The organism is Arthrobacter sp. D5-1 (assembly GCF_017357425.1).
Lineage (GTDB): Bacteria > Actinomycetota > Actinomycetes > Actinomycetales > Micrococcaceae > Arthrobacter.
Map to the genome: position 1 here is coordinate 2,520,753 of NZ_CP014571.1, position 14,806 is coordinate 2,535,558.

Below are 14,806 nucleotides of genomic sequence, written 5' to 3' on the forward strand. Positions count from 1 at the left end.
GGAAAGGCCTCTTCTTGCGTGTCCTGACGATCATTCCCACCTACAACGAGCTCGAATCGCTCCCGGTGACCCTGGGGCGGCTGCGCGCAGCAGTTCCCGAGTCCGATGTTCTAGTGGTTGACGACAACAGCCCTGATGGTACCGGACAACTGGCCGATGAGTTTGCTGCCAAAGACCACCAGGTTCATGTCTTGCATCGTAAGGGCAAGGAAGGCCTCGGTGCGGCCTATATCGCCGGTTTCAAGTGGGGGCTCGCCGCCGGATATGACGTCCTGGTGGAAATGGACGCCGACGGTTCGCACAAACCGGAACAGTTGCCGTTGCTCCTGGATGCCGTCAGGGATGGAGCCGACCTCGCCATGGGCTCACGCTGGGTCCCCGGTGGCAGCGTGGTCAACTGGCCGCTCTACCGCCAGGCCATCTCACGTGTCGGCAGTACCTATGCCCGCATCATGCTCGGCGTGAAGATCAAGGATGTCACCGGAGGCTACCGCGCCTTCAAGCGCAGCACCCTGGAGGCGCTGAACCTGGATGAGGTCGAGTCGGTCGGCTACGGCTTCCAGGTGGACCTCGCCTGGCGGGTGGCCAAGCTGGGCCTCCGCATCGAGGAACGCCCCATTACCTTTGTGGAGCGGGAGCTGGGTGCGTCGAAGATGAGCGGCAACATTGTGGTGGAAGCCATGATCAACGTCACCAAGTGGGGATTGGCGGCCCGCTGGGCAAAGCTCACCCGCAAGACGCCCGCCACGGCAAAGTAGCTCTGCCAAAAGAAAGGCCGGGTCTGGTTCCCTAGGGAACCAGACCCGGCCTTTCTTGGTCTGGGCGTGCTTTTGTCTGGGTTGCAGACTAAGCCGAGCGGCGCTCTCCGCGGCGCTCACGCAGAATGTTCAAACGATCTTCAAGGATCTGCTCCAGCTCAGGAAGGCTGCGGCGTTCCAGCAGCATGTCCCAGTGAGTGCGGACGGCTTTCTCGTTGGCATCCACAGGACGCTCGCCATCGACCAGAAGAGCTTCCTTGCCGGTCTTCGAAACCCAAACCGGGGGAATCTCTGCCTCGGAGGAGAAAGTTACGAAGACCTGCTCGCCGTCCTCGCAGCGGTACTCGACCCGCTGGCGCGGTGCCGGTTCAACGCCGGATTCGGTTTCCATGCTTTGGGCGCCAAGACGCATACCCCGCAGGCTGCGATCGCTCATGATTACTCCCTCTGTCTGTACGCGGAGCAGGAACCCCGCGCTGGCCGTAAGCCGTTTTCACGATCCTTACGGACTACTTCTGCACACCTTGCATCACTAATTGCAACGCCTGGCCAAGCTTTTATGTTCCATCCAGGCTGAACCAGCCGGACAAATATCCCATTATACGCGGAACATCTCCTACTACTCAAAAGCCACGACACGCAACGAGCGGCCAGCCGGAATGGCTGACCGCTCGTAAAGCCTTAACCTCTGGTTATTCGGCAGGCCGTGCATGCTCCGCGGACGCTGCGGGAGCGGGCGTCTTACTTTCGTCCCCGCCACCGAAAAGACCTACGGGGGAGTCCCCGTTGTTCCCTCCGAGGGCGCCGCCGATGCCCTTGAGGGCTTCGCCGACTTCGCTGGGAATGATCCAGAGTTTGTTCGAGCTTCCTTCAGCGATCTTCGGGAGGGTCTGCAAATACTGGTAAGCAAGAAGCTTCTGGTCCGGGTTGCCCTTGTGGATGGCGTCGAAGACCTTCTGGATGGCCTGGGCTTCACCGTCGGCGCGGAGGATGGCCGCCTTGGCATCACCCTCAGCGGCGAGAATGGCCGCTTGGCGCTGGCCTTCAGCAGTGAGGATTTGCGACTGCTTGGTACCTTCGGCGGTCAGAATGGCCGCACGGCGATCCCGCTCTGCGCGCATCTGCTTTTCCATCGAGTCCTGGATCGAATGGGGCGGATCAATCGCTTTCAGCTCCACGCGCGACACGCGGATTCCCCAACGGCCCGTGGCTTCGTCCAGGACGCCACGCAACTGACCATTGATCTGGTCGCGCGATGTGAGCGCCTCTTCGAGGTTCAGCCCACCGACCACGTTGCGGAGCGTGGTGGTTGTCAGCTGCTCGACCGCCTGGATGTAGTTGGCGATCTCATACGTAGCCGCCCGGGGATCGGTGACCTGGAAATAGACCACGGTGTCGATCGAGACCACCAGGTTGTCCTCAGTGATAACAGGCTGCGGCGGGAAGGACACCACTTGTTCGCGGAGGTCCAGGAGCGGCAGGAGCCGGTCAACAAACGGGATCAGGATGGTGAGGCCCGGGTTCAGCGTGCGCTGGTACTTACCGAGTCGTTCAACGACGCCGGCGCGGGCCTGCGGGATGATCCTTACCGAGCGGACCAACACTATGATGACAAAAATAACGAGAACAATCAGCACAATTGCTGCTGCTGTTCCTCCTAAGCCGTCCATACATCTCCTTCGTTCCCCAATTGCGTGGTTTGATGCGCCGGTCCGGCCAGGCTGCCGAACCGCGTGAATTCAAGGCGCGTGGTCAGCGCGGGCTGTTGTCGGCCGGCGAGGTGACTACCGCCGTCGCGCCGTCGATTTTGGTGACCTGGACTGTGGCGCCGGCGTCGATGACACCGGCGGTGCTGCGGGCGCTCCAGACGTCACCGCCAATTTTGACGAGCCCACTGGTGCCGCTCACGGCTTCAATGACGAGAGCGGGCTGGCCAATCAGCCGGTCGATGTTGGATCGCTGCTCTTCGGGACCCTTGTGAAGGTGCTTGAGCGCTACGGGCCGCACAAAGGCGATCATCAGGAGGGAAACCACGCAGAAGATGACAATCTGAAGCCAGAAATCCGCGCCGGCGAAGTCGGCAACCAGGCCGGCCAAGGCTCCTCCGCCCAGCATGATGAAGAAGAGGTCCAAGGTGAGCATTTCCACCACTGCGAACGCGAGGAAGACCGTGAGCCAGAGGGCCCACCAATTCTCGCCGAGCCATTCAAACATCATTCCCCCTTGGTCCCGGACCCCGCAGGCGGGATCACAGTCGCTGTTCTTCCATCCTAGCCCGCTGCGCTGTCCCACGTCAGGGCACGGTAAAGACGTTGATCCGGAATTTCGCGGTGGTGGACACAGAACCAGTGGGCTCACCCATCTGTCCCTGATCCCGGAGATGGTGGCCGGCAGGACCCATGTAGGCGAGGTCGCCCAGCTGCGGTCCGGTCAGCTCCAAGGGCACATCCAGTCCGTACACCGCAGCGGGGCTGAAATACTCCTTCATGGTGTCAGCCAGACGTTCCTCCTTGCCCTCTTCGATGCCCAGCATTCCTGTCCTGGCAGCAACCTCGGCGAGATGGCCCGGCCGGGGTGTCACCACGATCAGTTTCCCGCCTGGGCGGGTGACCCTCGCGAACTCGGCTGGGTTGCGCGGGGCAAAGACCACCATGACCACGTCCACCGAATTGTCAGCCACCGGTAATGGACGCCAAATGTCCCACACGAGGTTTGCCGCCTGGGGGTTGAGCCGGGCCGCCCTGCGGAGCGCGAACTTGGAGATGTCCAGGCCGATCGCAGCAGCCCCGGATTCTTCGACAACCGCGTGGAGGTAGTGACCTGTGCCGGTGCCTGCATCCAGAACCACCGCACCGGGAAGGCGGAGCGCGCCGGCCGCTTCTTCGGCGACGGCGGCGGCTAAAGCAGCGTAGTGGCCTGCGTCCAGGAACCGGTGACGTGCTGCCACCATGGCTGCAGTGTCGGATTCAAAGACTGTTCCCTTGCCTGTCAACAGATTGAAGTACCCCTGTTTGGCGGAGTCGAAAAGGTGCCCGGACGCGCAAGCCAACGTCCTCTGCGGATCTTCCTTCAGCTGGAGCGCTCCTTGGCACAGCGGACAACGGAGGGCAGCGACGGCTTCGGACAACATGGCTTCAATCCTACGGCTGGACGGAGTGTCAGGTGCCGGGCGCCGGGCTCCCGGGCTAGGCTCACCCTCGTGAAACCCGAGCAACTGCCACTGCTGAACTCCGTGTCCGCCCCTGCCATCCACCCCGATGGGACCAAGGCGGTGGTTTCTGTCACCAGGCCGGATTTTGACGCAGACAGTTATGTTGGCCAACTGTGGACGGTCCCCTTGGACACCACCAAACACCCGCGTCGCATTACCCGCGGCTTCAGGGACAGTTCGCCTGCCTTCTCACCCGACGGCCTTGTCCTGGCCTTCCTCCGGAGCGATCCGGACGGCAAGCCGCAAATATTCGTCGTGGAGGCTGCCGGCGGCGAGCCGCAGCGGATCACGGATCAGCACACCGGAGTGGCAGGATTCGTGTGGGCGCCCGATTCGCACCGGATTGCTTTCCTGGCGCGCGTCCCGGAACAAGGACGTTACGGAACGGTGGAGGGTGTGACCTCCGGCGGCGAGGATGCCCGACTGCTCACTGCGAACCAGTACAGAATGAACGGCGTGGGGTACACCTCCGATCAGCGCCAGCAGGTCTTCGTTGTTGAAGTACCGGAATTGGGCGGTGAGCCCGCGGTAGCGCCCCGTGGGCGCGCGGCCCACGAACGGCCAGCACCTGCTGCGCCCGGGATTCCAGCGGCCAGGCAACTGACGTTTGGTGATTCAGACCACGAGTCCCCGTGCTTTTCTGCCGACGGCGCGCACCTCTACTTCGTGGCGGCGCTGCATGAAGGGCACGACGACGATCTTGTCACCTCGGTTTACAGGGTGGAGGCCGGCGGAAGCCAGCCGTCCGTCGTCGAACCATCCAATGCAGGCCTTCAAACCGTCACCGGCGTCCGGACCTCCTTGGATGGACGCTGGCTGTTCTATACCGCCCAGGACCTGGGCACTACAGGCAAGGACTTTGTTGCCCGGAACGGTGTCCTGTACGTCATGCCGGTGGACGGGGGAGAAGCAACGGCCCTGACCGATGAAGAACATCTGGACGTTTCAGGGCCTTTGGAACCGAGCGGACCTGCCAGCGTGCTTGTCCTGAATACCGCCCTGGGCAGCGTTGAACTGCTCGACGTTCCCGCCGATGGCGAGATCATGCCGCTGGTCCATGGTGCCAGGGTAGTCATTGGCGCAACGGTTGCCGCCAACGGTGAGATCGCCGTGAGTCTCGCGGACGCTTCAACCATGGGCGACGTCGCTTCCCTGGTTCGTGGGGAACTGCGCTTGTTGACCGACTTCTCAGCCGCGCTCAGGAACAATTCCCGCGTCAGCGAGCCCTTGGACTTCGACACCGAATCCTCTGATGGGCATCCGGTGCATGGTTGGCTGGTCCTGCCGGACGGGCCCGGACCGCATCCGGTGCTGCTGTCCATCCACGGTGGTCCATTCGCCCAGTACACGGGAGCTTATTTCGATGAAGCGCAAGTCTACGCTGCCGCCGGATACGCAGTAGTGATGTGCAATCCCCGTGGCTCAGCCGGTTACGGCCAAACGCACGGCCGCGCCATCAAAGGGCGCATGGGAACCTTGGACATGCAGGACGTGCTGGCATTTCTGGATGCGGCCTTGGCCGCCCATAGCACGGTGCTGGACAAGGACCGGGTGGGCATCATGGGTGGTTCCTACGGGGGTTACCTGACCGCCTGGACCATCGCCCACGATCACCGCTTCAAAGCAGCAATCGTTGAACGCGGATTCCTGGACCCGGTCAGCTTCGCGGGGTCCTCGGATATCGGCTGGTTTTTCGGCGGTGAGTACACGGGTGGCACTCCTGAGCAGATGACGGCCCAGAGCCCCATGGCAGTTGTGGGTGCCGTTCAAACTCCAACGCTGGTGGTGCACAGCGAAAACGATCTTCGATGCCCCATCGAACAAGGGCAGCGCTACTACTCACACCTGAAGGCCCAGGGCGTTGAGACCGCTTTGTTGGTTTTCCCCGGCGAGGACCACGAGTTGTCCAGGTCCGGGACGCCGCACCACCGCAAGCAGCGCTTTGACCACATCCTTGACTGGTGGGCACGGTATTTGCCTACTGCCTCGAATCAGGCGGAGGGCCAGGTGCACTAACCCAGCGGGCCGCTTGACCTGACCTGGCCGTCAGCGCAGGAAGCCCAGGCTCCGGCGTGCATCCTCGATCTCCGGAGTTGCCCAGCGGGCCGAGTGCTCCGCGTTACTGGACAACGACCTGATTTCGGCACGGTCCAGGTACAGCGTGCCGAGGAGATGGTCCGTCTCATGTTGCACTATGCGCGCCTGCCAGCCTGAGAACCATTCCTCCACTGGCTCACCCGCGGGCGTAACGTAGCTCAGTTCTACATTCCGGTGACGGGTCACCACAGCCTGGTAACCGTTGACGGAGAGGCAGCCCTCATAGAAGGAGGCCGTCTCCACCCCCAGCGGACGGCACTGCGGGTTCACGATGGCGAAAAACTCCATATGCTCCCGATGCCGTACCGCGGCGGAGGCGGGGTCAAGATCGTACTGGTCCTCCAGCACGGCCAACTGCAGGGGGATGCCCAGCTGGGGTGCAGCCAACCCGACGCCGGGAGCGTCGTGCATCACCTCGCGCATCCGCTCCACCAACGCCATCAGTTCGACGTCGTCCAGCTGGCCATCGAAGGGGGCGGCGAGTTGACGCAGCACGGGGTGTCCAGCCTGGACGATCGTGGGAAGTTCTTCCGCATCAAGCAACCTGCGGACGGCGTCCCGGATCTGGGTGGGGTTGTAGTCCGTGGCTGGGCTCGCGGCCTCGTGATGAGGTTGATGGTTCATGGCACGAGCCTATCGCCATGCCAGTCTGTTGCGTTGGGCTAGGCTCGATGAATGACCGATTCATCTTCTTTGGACCACGTATTGGGGTTCGTCAGGACTGTTGAAGCCGGCGGCGGAGCTGCTGAGCTGCGGCCCTACCTTGCTGAGGACTTCCAACTCACGGAGTGGCCCCATGCGTTGTCCAAAACAGGTTCCACCAGGAACCTGCAGGACACTCTGGCCGGCGCCGACCACAGCAAGGACATTGTTGCCGATCAGCGTTTCGAGGTGGTCCGCACCACCAGCGAAGGCGACCGCGTGGTACTCGAGATGAACTGGTCGGCCACGCTGCTCCTTGACCTCCCGCACTGGGACCGCGGCGATACCATCAGGGCCAGGAGCACAGCGGTCTTTGAGCTGCGGGACGGGCTGATAGTCAGCCAGGATACGTACGACTGCTATTACACGACGCCGGAGTAGCTAACGCATGGTGAAACGCCGTTCCACCACCCCTGCTATTGATGGAAGCCCGAGCACGCCGGCGAAGAACCTGTTCCGGGCGTCCATGACCGACGGTGGCAACGGCCTGCCCAGCGCCATGTTAAGTCCGGCCTGACGCGAAGCCCGTTGGGCCGCCTTTTTGCGGGACCGTTCGAAATGCTCCAGCAGCCGCCCCACGTCGGCCCCACCAAATGAAGCATCCATGATCGGTGCAAGTGCCGCGGCGTCCAACCAGCCCAGGTTCATGCCTTGACCACCGATCGGACTGATTTCGTGGGCGGCGTCGCCGAGCAACACCACCCGGCCGTGGACCATTCGCGCCGCAAGCCGGGACCGCACCTCGAAGGCACTCAGCATGGTGTTGCTGCGGGCGTCCGGAACTTCGCCCGTTCTGGCGCCGATCAGCTCAGCCAGCCCGGCCGCCGTCGTGCCCTTGTCGGGTGACCCCAGCCTCACCACCCATCGGCGCACCCCGTCCGGCAGCGGAAACGACTCCACAATCCCGGCCGGTTCCAGATAGAGGACGGCATCCGTGCCATGGGGAGTGGCATCAGCGAAATCACCCATGATGTAGCAGTCCGGATAGCTCCGTGACGGCAAGTGCGGCAGGATCCTTTGGCGGATCGCTGAGTGCGCCCCGTCTGCGGCTACCACCAACCGGGCGCGGAACTCCAGGCCTCCAACGGCTGAATCCGCCAAGACGCGCACGGACCTGAAGTCATCCACCACTTCCTGGACATCCGCACCGCGGACGATCGCCGCGGAGTCCAGATCCATGACAGTCCTTTCCAGGACCTTTTCGGTAACCGTCTGCGGTACCGCAAGGATGAACGGGAAGTGGGGGTCGCCGTCGAACGCCAGCCGGGCAACCATGCGCCCCTGGCTGTAGGCAACTCCACGGTGGATATGAACGCCGGCTGCAATCAACTCTCCGGCAACCCCGGCGCGGGCCAGCTCCGCCAACGCCGGTGGATGGATACCGATGGCCCGCGAACTGTCACTGTGGCTGGCCCTCCGTTCCAGTATCCGCACCTGATGCCCTTGCTGAAGCAACAGGGCTCCCATGAACAGTCCCACGGGCCCGGCACCGACGATCACTACGTCAAACATTCTCTTCCCTTGTTTCCGAATCCGGGCGCTCCTCGTGGACCAGCAGGTGATGCCAAAGACCATTTGCCTGGACCCTCCAACTCGCCGGAACGGTGGATGCCAGTTCCGCGGCGGTGTAGCTGCGCTTGATGGATACAAGGCCGTCGCCCCAGATAAAGGAGCCCAGGCCCAAGGGCCAGAAAAAGGCCATGAACAGCAGGTAGGAGACGTTGCTGCGTTTGAGGTCGTTGTGGAGGACGAGGCCGCGGCTGAGCGCCTCCGAGTCGCGCAGGACACCGGCGATCTGCCCGGCGTCGAGGTGGTGAAGGATGTGGTTGGAGATAACGAAATCGAACACCAGCCCTTCTGCGACGAGCTCGGAACTGTGTGCTTGACGGTAGGTGACACCCTCCATCGCGGGAAGCTTCGCGGCAAAGGCAAAAGCCCTGGCATCCGGATCGATCGCAGTCACAGTGAGACGGAAGCCATCCTTCCGGGCCCACCCAGCAAGGCTCCGTGCCACGTCACCACTGCCGCACCCGATGTCCAACAGCGACGCTGCGCCCTTGGCAGCCAACACCGGGCGGATCCTGCGGCGATAGGTACCGCTCCACCCCGAAAGAAGACTGTTGACCACCGGAAACCTGGCATAGGTCCGGGTGAGGCGGTCGGGGTCGCAGTCAGCCCTGTCCATCTCCTCCACAGACGACAGATCCCTGTCCCGAAGGGACCCCCAAGGACTCACAGATCGGGGGAGACCAGCGTGAAGAGGCCCGTCTCCACCGTCAGGCCTGGACCGAACGCCATGGAACAGATACGTTCTTCGCGTTCGGTAGCGGCCTGGCCCAACATGTACTTCAGGACGAAGAGCACCGTAGCGCTGCTCATGTTGCCGTATTCACGCAGTGTCTCCCGGGCCGGAATCAATTGTTCCTGGGTTAGCTCCAGCTTGGACTCGACCTTGTCAAGGATGCTGCGGCCGCCCGGGTGGATGGCCCAATGGGTGATATCCCGGTAAGGGAGCCCAGCGAGATTGGGTTCCTTGGCGAGGAGTGGTTCCAATGCCCCTGTGATGTGTTCCTCGATGATGTGGGGTACGTAGGAGCCCAGCACCATTTCGAATCCTTCGTCGCCGATGTTCCAGGCCATGGCTTCCTCGCCCACAGGCGTGAGAACCGTTTCGAAGTGGTCCAGCCTGATGACCGGTTCCGGTCCTTCGGGTTCCCGGGCCGTCACGACGGCTGCCGCCGCGCCGTCACCGAAGATGGCCGAACCCATGATGGTGTCGGGATCGTTGGAGGTGCGGACGTGAAGGGAGCAGAGTTCAACACAGATGACCAGGACCACGGCCTCCGGATCAGCCACGCAGAACTGTTTGGCGGCTTTGAGGGCAGGGAACGCGGCGTAGCAGCCCATGAAACCCAGGTGGTAGCGCTGGACGGCAGGGTTCAGGCCCAAGGCCCTGACAACCTTGTAATCGGGGCCCGGATTGAAGAAGCCCGTACAGGACACGGTGATGACGTGGGTGATGTCGTCGAGGTCGATACCGGAAGCTTGGGCAACCGCCGTCTTTCCGGCCTCCACAAACAGCTTGGTGGCTTCGGTAGCGAAAATTTCGTTGCGTACTTTGGTGCTGGGGCTAAGGACCCTGTTGGTTTCGGGGTCGAAGAACTTGGGATTCTCCGGATGGGCATCAAGGCTGAGCTCGGCAACGGCCGTGTAGCGGGTGTCGATTGCCGCCGAGTCGAAACAGGTGGTGACCAGGCGCGTTCCCAGTCGTGTCAGGCCTGGTTGGGAGGCGAAGACTTCGCGGGCCTGCTGCTGCACGAGGATTGTTGGCGGAACTGCGGTTTCAAGGGACCTCACGTATACCGGCATGCTTCATTCTTAGCGAGTAAACGGAGGAAGACAATGGCAGAATCGAACTTACTGACCGAGGCTGGTCACGGAAAGCCAGGCGACGCCGACGGGGGACTGTTGGGCAGCGTCGCCCCACAGATGGAGAAATGATGACTATTGCCGCGAGCACTGACACAGAGTTTCCCGAGCCGCATGTCGCAGACACCCACGATCTCATCAGGGTCCAGGGTGCGCGCGAGAACAACCTGAAGGACGTCAGCATCGAGATTCCGAAGCGCCGGCTGACGGTGTTCACGGGCGTCTCCGGCTCAGGAAAGAGCTCCCTGGTTTTCGCCACGATCGCTGCAGAGTCGCAGCGCATGATCAACGAAACGTACAGCGCTTTTGTCCAAGGGTTCATGCCCTCGCTGGCCCGCCCCGACGTGGACGTGTTGGAAGGCCTGACGACGGCCATCATCGTTGACCAGGAGCGCATGGGCTCCAACCCCCGTTCAACAGTTGGCACCGCCACGGACGCCAACGCCATGCTCCGGATCCTCTTCAGCCGTCTCGGCCAACCACACATTGGTTCACCCAACGCCTACTCCTTCAACGTCCCCACGGTGAAGGCCAGTGGAGCCATCACAGTAGAGCGCGGCGAGGGGAAAACGAAGACAGAGAAAGCCACGTTCAACCGCTTGGGCGGTATGTGTTCACGCTGCGAAGGCATGGGATCCGTCAATGACTTCGATCTCACGGCACTCTACGACGACACCAAGTCGCTCAGCGAAGGCGCGCTCACCATTCCCGGGTACACCATGGATGGTTGGTATGGACGGATCTTCAGCGGTTCCGGGTTCTTCAATATGGACAAGCCCATAGCCAAGTTCACCAAGAAGGAACTCCACGATCTCCTGTACCGTGAGCCCACCAAAATCAAGGTGGAGGGAATCAACCTCACCTACGAAGGCGTCATCCCCAAGATCCAGAAGTCGATGCTCAGCAAGGACGTGGACGCCTTGCAGCCCCACATCCGCGCATTCGTTGAGCGGGCCATCACGTTCACCACATGCCCGGAGTGCGAGGGCACCAGGTTAAGCCCCGAAGCACGGTCTTCGAAGATTAACGGCAAGAGTATCGCCGATGTCTGCACCATGCAGATCAGCGACCTCGCTGGCTGGATCCGCGAACTCCATGAGCCCTCAGTGGCGCCCCTCCTGAAAGGACTCCAGCACCTTTTGGATTCTTTCGCGGAGATCGGCCTGGGCTATCTGTCGCTCGACCGGCCTGCCGGCACGTTATCCGGGGGAGAGGCGCAGCGTACCAAGATGATCCGGCACCTGGGATCCTCCCTCACCGATGTGACGTACGTTTTTGATGAACCCACCATCGGACTCCACCCGCACGACATCGAGCGAATGAACCAACTGTTGCTGCAGTTGCGGGACAAGGGCAACACGGTGCTCGTGGTGGAACACAAGCCCGAAACGATCGCAATCGCAGACCACGTGGTTGACCTTGGCCCCGGCGCAGGAAGCGGCGGGGGCTCTGTCTGCTACGAGGGAGATCTGGAGGGTTTGCGGGGGAGCGACACCATCACTGGGCGCCACCTGGACGACCGTGCTTCGATCAAGGATTCAGTACGTTCTGCCACCGGCCAGCTGGAGATCCGGGGCGCCTCAACCAACAACCTCAAAAACGTCGACGTCGACATCCCCTTGGGCGTTCTCTGCGTTCTGACCGGCGTGGCAGGCTCAGGCAAAAGCTCACTGATCCATGGCTCGGTGGCCACGCGTGAGGGCGTGCTGGTGATCGACCAAGGCGCCATCCGCGGCTCGCGCAGGAGCAACCCCGCCACCTACACCGGACTCCTGGAACCCGTCCGTAAAGCCTTCGCGAAGGCAAACGGTGTGAAGCCGGCCCTGTTCAGCTCCAACTCGGAAGGCGCCTGCCCTACATGTAATGGCGCCGGTGTCATTTACACTGACCTCGGAGTCATGGCGACCGTGGAATCCACCTGTGAAGAATGCGATGGAAAGCGCTTTCAGGCATCAGTTCTGGAATACAGGCTGGGGGACCGCAATATTGCAGAAGTGCTTGCAATGTCTGTGGATGAGGCGGAAGTCTTCTTCAAAGAAGGAGAGGCCAAAACGCCGGCCGCGCACAAAATTCTGGACCGCTTGGCAGATGTTGGCCTCGGCTATCTGACCCTTGGCCAGCCGCTGACCACGTTGTCCGGCGGTGAGCGCCAGCGCCTGAAGCTCGCCACGCAGATGTCCGAAAAGGGTGACATCTACATCCTGGACGAGCCGACCACCGGCCTACACCTGGCCGATGTCCAAAATTTGCTGGGAATGCTGGACCGCCTGGTGGAGTCGGGCAAATCCGTGATTGTGATCGAACACCACCAAGCAGTGATGGCGCACGCCGACTGGATTATCGACCTGGGACCTGGCGCAGGACACGACGGCGGAACGATAGTTTTCGCCGGAACGCCGGCTGAGCTTGTGGCCGGGAAATCAACGCTGACGGGCAAGCACTTGGCGGCTTACGTAGGTGCCTGACGGCTCCAAGCACTGCTGGCCGATAGATTTACGCCGGCCAGCAGTGCCGTTGTGGGCTCTTCCGCGGTAGATCTCAGGCAGGACCCTCACCCCTTCCTGATACCTTTCCAGAACGCCGATAATCTACATTATGTAAAGTAAGGTGGATGAGGTCCTCCCCGTTGACGCCAGCCGCATCGCGCCTTGCCTCATGCTGCTTTATTTCACGCCGAACTTCGCACTAGTGCGGCCAGCATTGGGCTGACGTCAGGACATTCTGCGGCGCCGAGTCAGGGAAACCAACCGTCTTCGCTGCACTTGACCCTTGCTGCACTCCTGCTAGTATCGAAAAAACGAAAGCATGTCCTATCAAAAGAACAAAGGGTGACATACTCGGCGCGTCGTACGTAGTGGCGGAGCGGAGTTGAGCCGGGAACGCGGGGAACATTCAGTGGCGAATCAACTTGGCCTGAACATCGACCGATCCTCCCCCGTGCCCCTTTACCATCAGGTCGTCCAAGGCATCGAAGCCGCGATCCACAGCGGCCTCCTGGAGCCCGGAAGTCGGCTGGATAACGAGATTGACCTCGCAGCACAGCTCAACCTGTCCCGGCCCACCATGCGTAAAGCCATGGATGAACTGGTCCGTTCCGGCCTTCTGGTCCGCAAACGCGGCGTCGGAACCCAGGTGGTCTCCAGTCAGGTTCGTCGGCCGCTGGAGCTCTCAAGCCTGTTTGACGACCTCACCAACAACGGCAAGAAACCCACCACGGAAGTACTGAGTTTCTCCCACATGGAGGCTGACGCGCCAACTCTGGCAACTCTGCAACTCCCGGCCGGTTCCAAGGTTTACCACTTCACCCGCCTACGCAAAGTGGGCGGTAAGCCATTGGCGTTGATGGAGAACTGGGTTCGCGACGACATCGCCACTATGGACGAAGCCATGCTTGCGGCCGAGGGCCTCTATGCGATTCTGCGCAGGGGTGGTGTGAACTTCCGCTTGGCCACGCAGCGGATCGGCGCAATGATCGCCAATGACTACCAGGCACCCCTTCTTGAAACCGACGTCAACTCTGCTTTGGTCACCATGGAACGCACCGCGGTAGACGACACCGGGCGACGGGTCGAAACCGGCCATCACGTGTACCGCGCCGATTCCTACAGCTTTGAAATGACCCTCGTACAGCGCTAAACGCAAAGGACTCCCCTGCCATGACCAATTGGGTCTACCCCCTGGGCACCGCCGCAGACGGCGACTGGGATATTTCACTCGGAACCTCCGACTCCGCAACGGTGGTGGACGGCTGGGCCCATACGGGACTGAAGGTCGCGACGCTCGCCGCGGGCGCCGCCGTCGAACTTCCAGCGGTGAGTGAGGAACGGATTGTGGTTCCCCTCAACGGATCATTCACTGTCACAGTGGACGGCGTCGAACACCCCCTTGGGGGACGTTCATCCGTATTCAACGGTCCCACTGACGTCTTGTATTCAGGCATAGGCAAAGCAGTCACCATCAGTTCGTCCGACGGCGGTCGCGTCGCTGTGGCCACTGCCCCGGCACAAGCCTCCCACCCAACGCGACTGGTAACAGCTGCTGAGACGCCTGTTGAATTGCGTGGAGCCGGCAATTGCTCACGGCAAGTCCACAATTTCGGGACACCGGCTGCCCTGGAAGCAGACCGTTTTATTGTCTGCGAGGTCATCACCCCTGCCGGCAACTGGTCCTCCTATCCCCCGCATAAGCATGATGAGGAGAAGGACGGAGAAACGCACCTCGAGGAAATCTACTATTTCGAGACCCAGGTTGCCGCCGGCTCCGGCGCTCCTTCCGACGCGGATGCCATTGGCTATCAGCGCGTTTATGCCTCTGATGAGCGCCCCATTGATGTTTCGGCAGAGGTCCGCACGGGTGACGTAGTCCTGGTTCCCTACGGCTGGCATGGCCCCGCCATGGCGGCTCCTGGCTATGACATGTATTACCTCAACGTGATGGCTGGTCCCGGACCGGTCCGCGAATGGCTTATCAGCGACGACCCCCACCATGGCTGGGTCCGGCAGAGTTGGGACGGCCAGGACATCGACCCACGGCTTCCGTTCGGGGTTTGATCCGGCCGGTGGCCTTTCGCTGCAAAGAGAAAGCCTCCTCCAGAATCCTTTGGATCCTG

14 protein-coding genes are annotated in these 14,806 nt (G+C 61.7%); 6 read left to right on the forward strand and 8 right to left on the reverse strand.

What is annotated here, in order from left to right; genetic code table 11:
• Window positions 1–14 precede the first annotated feature (14 nt).
• The gene (locus AYX22_RS11430; protein ID WP_207593591.1) at window positions 15–758 is read left to right on the forward strand and encodes a polyprenol monophosphomannose synthase; all 744 of its coding nucleotides are present in this window, start codon (window positions 15–17) and stop codon (window positions 756–758) included.
• Window positions 759–846: 88 nt separating this feature from the next.
• On the opposite strand, the gene AYX22_RS11435 is transcribed toward AYX22_RS11430, so the two are convergent.
• The 4 genes from AYX22_RS11435 to AYX22_RS11450 all read right to left on the reverse strand — a co-directional run bounded on the left by AYX22_RS11435 (window position 847) and on the right by AYX22_RS11450 (window position 3,888).
• Window positions 847–1,194 carry an RNA polymerase-binding protein RbpA gene (locus tag AYX22_RS11435; RefSeq protein ID WP_011774875.1) on the reverse strand — a complete coding sequence of 116 codons (348 nt, stop codon included), beginning with the start codon at window positions 1,192–1,194 and terminating at the stop codon, window positions 847–849.
• A 256-nt stretch (window positions 1,195–1,450) separates the two neighbouring features.
• On the reverse strand, window positions 1,451–2,428 hold the full coding sequence (locus tag AYX22_RS11440; protein ID WP_207593592.1) for an SPFH domain-containing protein: 978 nt from the start codon (window positions 2,426–2,428) through the stop codon (window positions 1,451–1,453).
• Between the two features lie 82 nt (window positions 2,429–2,510).
• Window positions 2,511–2,972: an NfeD family protein gene (locus AYX22_RS11445; protein WP_207597560.1), complete on the reverse strand. Its 462-nt coding sequence runs from the start codon at window positions 2,970–2,972 to the stop codon at window positions 2,511–2,513.
• A gap of 79 nt (window positions 2,973–3,051) precedes the next feature.
• Window positions 3,052–3,888 carry a putative RNA methyltransferase gene (locus AYX22_RS11450; RefSeq protein ID WP_207593593.1) on the reverse strand — a complete coding sequence of 279 codons (837 nt, stop codon included), beginning with the start codon at window positions 3,886–3,888 and terminating at the stop codon, window positions 3,052–3,054.
• 69 nt (window positions 3,889–3,957) lie between these two features.
• On the opposite strand from AYX22_RS11450, the gene AYX22_RS11455 reads away from it, so the two are divergent.
• Window positions 3,958–5,985, forward strand: coding sequence for a S9 family peptidase (locus tag AYX22_RS11455; protein WP_207593594.1), 2,028 nt, complete (start codon window positions 3,958–3,960; stop codon window positions 5,983–5,985).
• A gap of 30 nt (window positions 5,986–6,015) precedes the next feature.
• On the opposite strand, the gene AYX22_RS11460 is transcribed toward AYX22_RS11455, so the two are convergent.
• Window positions 6,016–6,690 carry a peptide deformylase gene (locus AYX22_RS11460; RefSeq protein ID WP_207593595.1) on the reverse strand — a complete coding sequence of 225 codons (675 nt, stop codon included), beginning with the start codon at window positions 6,688–6,690 and terminating at the stop codon, window positions 6,016–6,018.
• A 51-nt stretch (window positions 6,691–6,741) separates the two neighbouring features.
• Here AYX22_RS11460 and AYX22_RS11465 point away from each other — a divergent pair, with 51 nt between their 5' ends.
• Window positions 6,742–7,149, forward strand: a complete 408-nt coding sequence (locus AYX22_RS11465) for a nuclear transport factor 2 family protein (protein WP_207593596.1) — start codon at window positions 6,742–6,744, stop codon at window positions 7,147–7,149.
• Here AYX22_RS11465 and AYX22_RS11470 read toward each other — a convergent pair whose 3' ends face one another.
• Genes AYX22_RS11470 through AYX22_RS11480 form a run of 3 tightly spaced genes read right to left on the reverse strand, consistent with a single transcriptional unit; the run spans window position 7,150 to window position 10,137 of the window.
• Window positions 7,150–8,280 carry an NAD(P)/FAD-dependent oxidoreductase gene (locus AYX22_RS11470; RefSeq protein WP_207593597.1) on the reverse strand — a complete coding sequence of 377 codons (1,131 nt, stop codon included), beginning with the start codon at window positions 8,278–8,280 and terminating at the stop codon, window positions 7,150–7,152. It abuts the gene before it with no gap.
• The gene (locus tag AYX22_RS11475; RefSeq protein ID WP_347565585.1) at window positions 8,273–8,953 is read right to left on the reverse strand and encodes a class I SAM-dependent methyltransferase; all 681 of its coding nucleotides are present in this window, start codon (window positions 8,951–8,953) and stop codon (window positions 8,273–8,275) included. The genes AYX22_RS11470 and AYX22_RS11475 overlap by 8 nt, the downstream gene beginning before the upstream one ends.
• Before the next feature lie 47 nt (window positions 8,954–9,000).
• Window positions 9,001–10,137: a type III polyketide synthase gene (locus AYX22_RS11480; RefSeq protein WP_207593599.1), complete on the reverse strand. Its 1,137-nt coding sequence runs from the start codon at window positions 10,135–10,137 to the stop codon at window positions 9,001–9,003.
• Between the two features lie 128 nt (window positions 10,138–10,265).
• Between AYX22_RS11480 and AYX22_RS11485 the strand changes: the two genes are divergently transcribed.
• From AYX22_RS11485 to iolB, 3 genes are all read left to right on the forward strand, one after another.
• Window positions 10,266–12,662: an excinuclease ABC subunit UvrA gene (locus tag AYX22_RS11485; RefSeq protein ID WP_207593600.1), complete on the forward strand. Its 2,397-nt coding sequence runs from the start codon at window positions 10,266–10,268 to the stop codon at window positions 12,660–12,662.
• A gap of 430 nt (window positions 12,663–13,092) precedes the next feature.
• Window positions 13,093–13,833: a GntR family transcriptional regulator gene (locus AYX22_RS11490; protein WP_207593601.1), complete on the forward strand. Its 741-nt coding sequence runs from the start codon at window positions 13,093–13,095 to the stop codon at window positions 13,831–13,833.
• A 20-nt stretch (window positions 13,834–13,853) separates the two neighbouring features.
• Window positions 13,854–14,747 carry a 5-deoxy-glucuronate isomerase gene (iolB, locus tag AYX22_RS11495; RefSeq protein ID WP_207593602.1) on the forward strand — a complete coding sequence of 298 codons (894 nt, stop codon included), beginning with the start codon at window positions 13,854–13,856 and terminating at the stop codon, window positions 14,745–14,747.
• Window positions 14,748–14,806 lie beyond the last annotated feature (59 nt).

Coding starts and splice junctions, on each gene's coding strand:
- AYX22_RS11435 (WP_011774875.1), bottom strand. CDS start 1,194: ATGAGCGATCGCAGCCTGCGGGGTATGCGTCTTGGCGCCCAAAGCATG.
- AYX22_RS11440 (WP_207593592.1), bottom strand. CDS start 2,428: ATGGACGGCTTAGGAGGAACAGCAGCAGCAATTGTGCTGATTGTTCTC.
- AYX22_RS11445 (WP_207597560.1), bottom strand. CDS start 2,972: ATGTTTGAATGGCTCGGCGAGAATTGGTGGGCCCTCTGGCTCACGGTC.
- AYX22_RS11450 (WP_207593593.1), bottom strand. CDS start 3,888: ATGTTGTCCGAAGCCGTCGCTGCCCTCCGTTGTCCGCTGTGCCAAGGA.
- AYX22_RS11460 (WP_207593595.1), bottom strand. CDS start 6,690: ATGAACCATCAACCTCATCACGAGGCCGCGAGCCCAGCCACGGACTAC.
- AYX22_RS11465 (WP_207593596.1), top strand. CDS start 6,742: ATGACCGATTCATCTTCTTTGGACCACGTATTGGGGTTCGTCAGGACT.
- AYX22_RS11470 (WP_207593597.1), bottom strand. CDS start 8,280: ATGTTTGACGTAGTGATCGTCGGTGCCGGGCCCGTGGGACTGTTCATG.
- AYX22_RS11475 (WP_347565585.1), bottom strand. CDS start 8,953: ATGGACAGGGCTGACTGCGACCCCGACCGCCTCACCCGGACCTATGCC.
- AYX22_RS11480 (WP_207593599.1), bottom strand. CDS start 10,137: ATGCCGGTATACGTGAGGTCCCTTGAAACCGCAGTTCCGCCAACAATC.
- AYX22_RS11485 (WP_207593600.1), top strand. CDS start 10,266: ATGATGACTATTGCCGCGAGCACTGACACAGAGTTTCCCGAGCCGCAT.
- iolB (WP_207593602.1), top strand. CDS start 13,854: ATGACCAATTGGGTCTACCCCCTGGGCACCGCCGCAGACGGCGACTGG.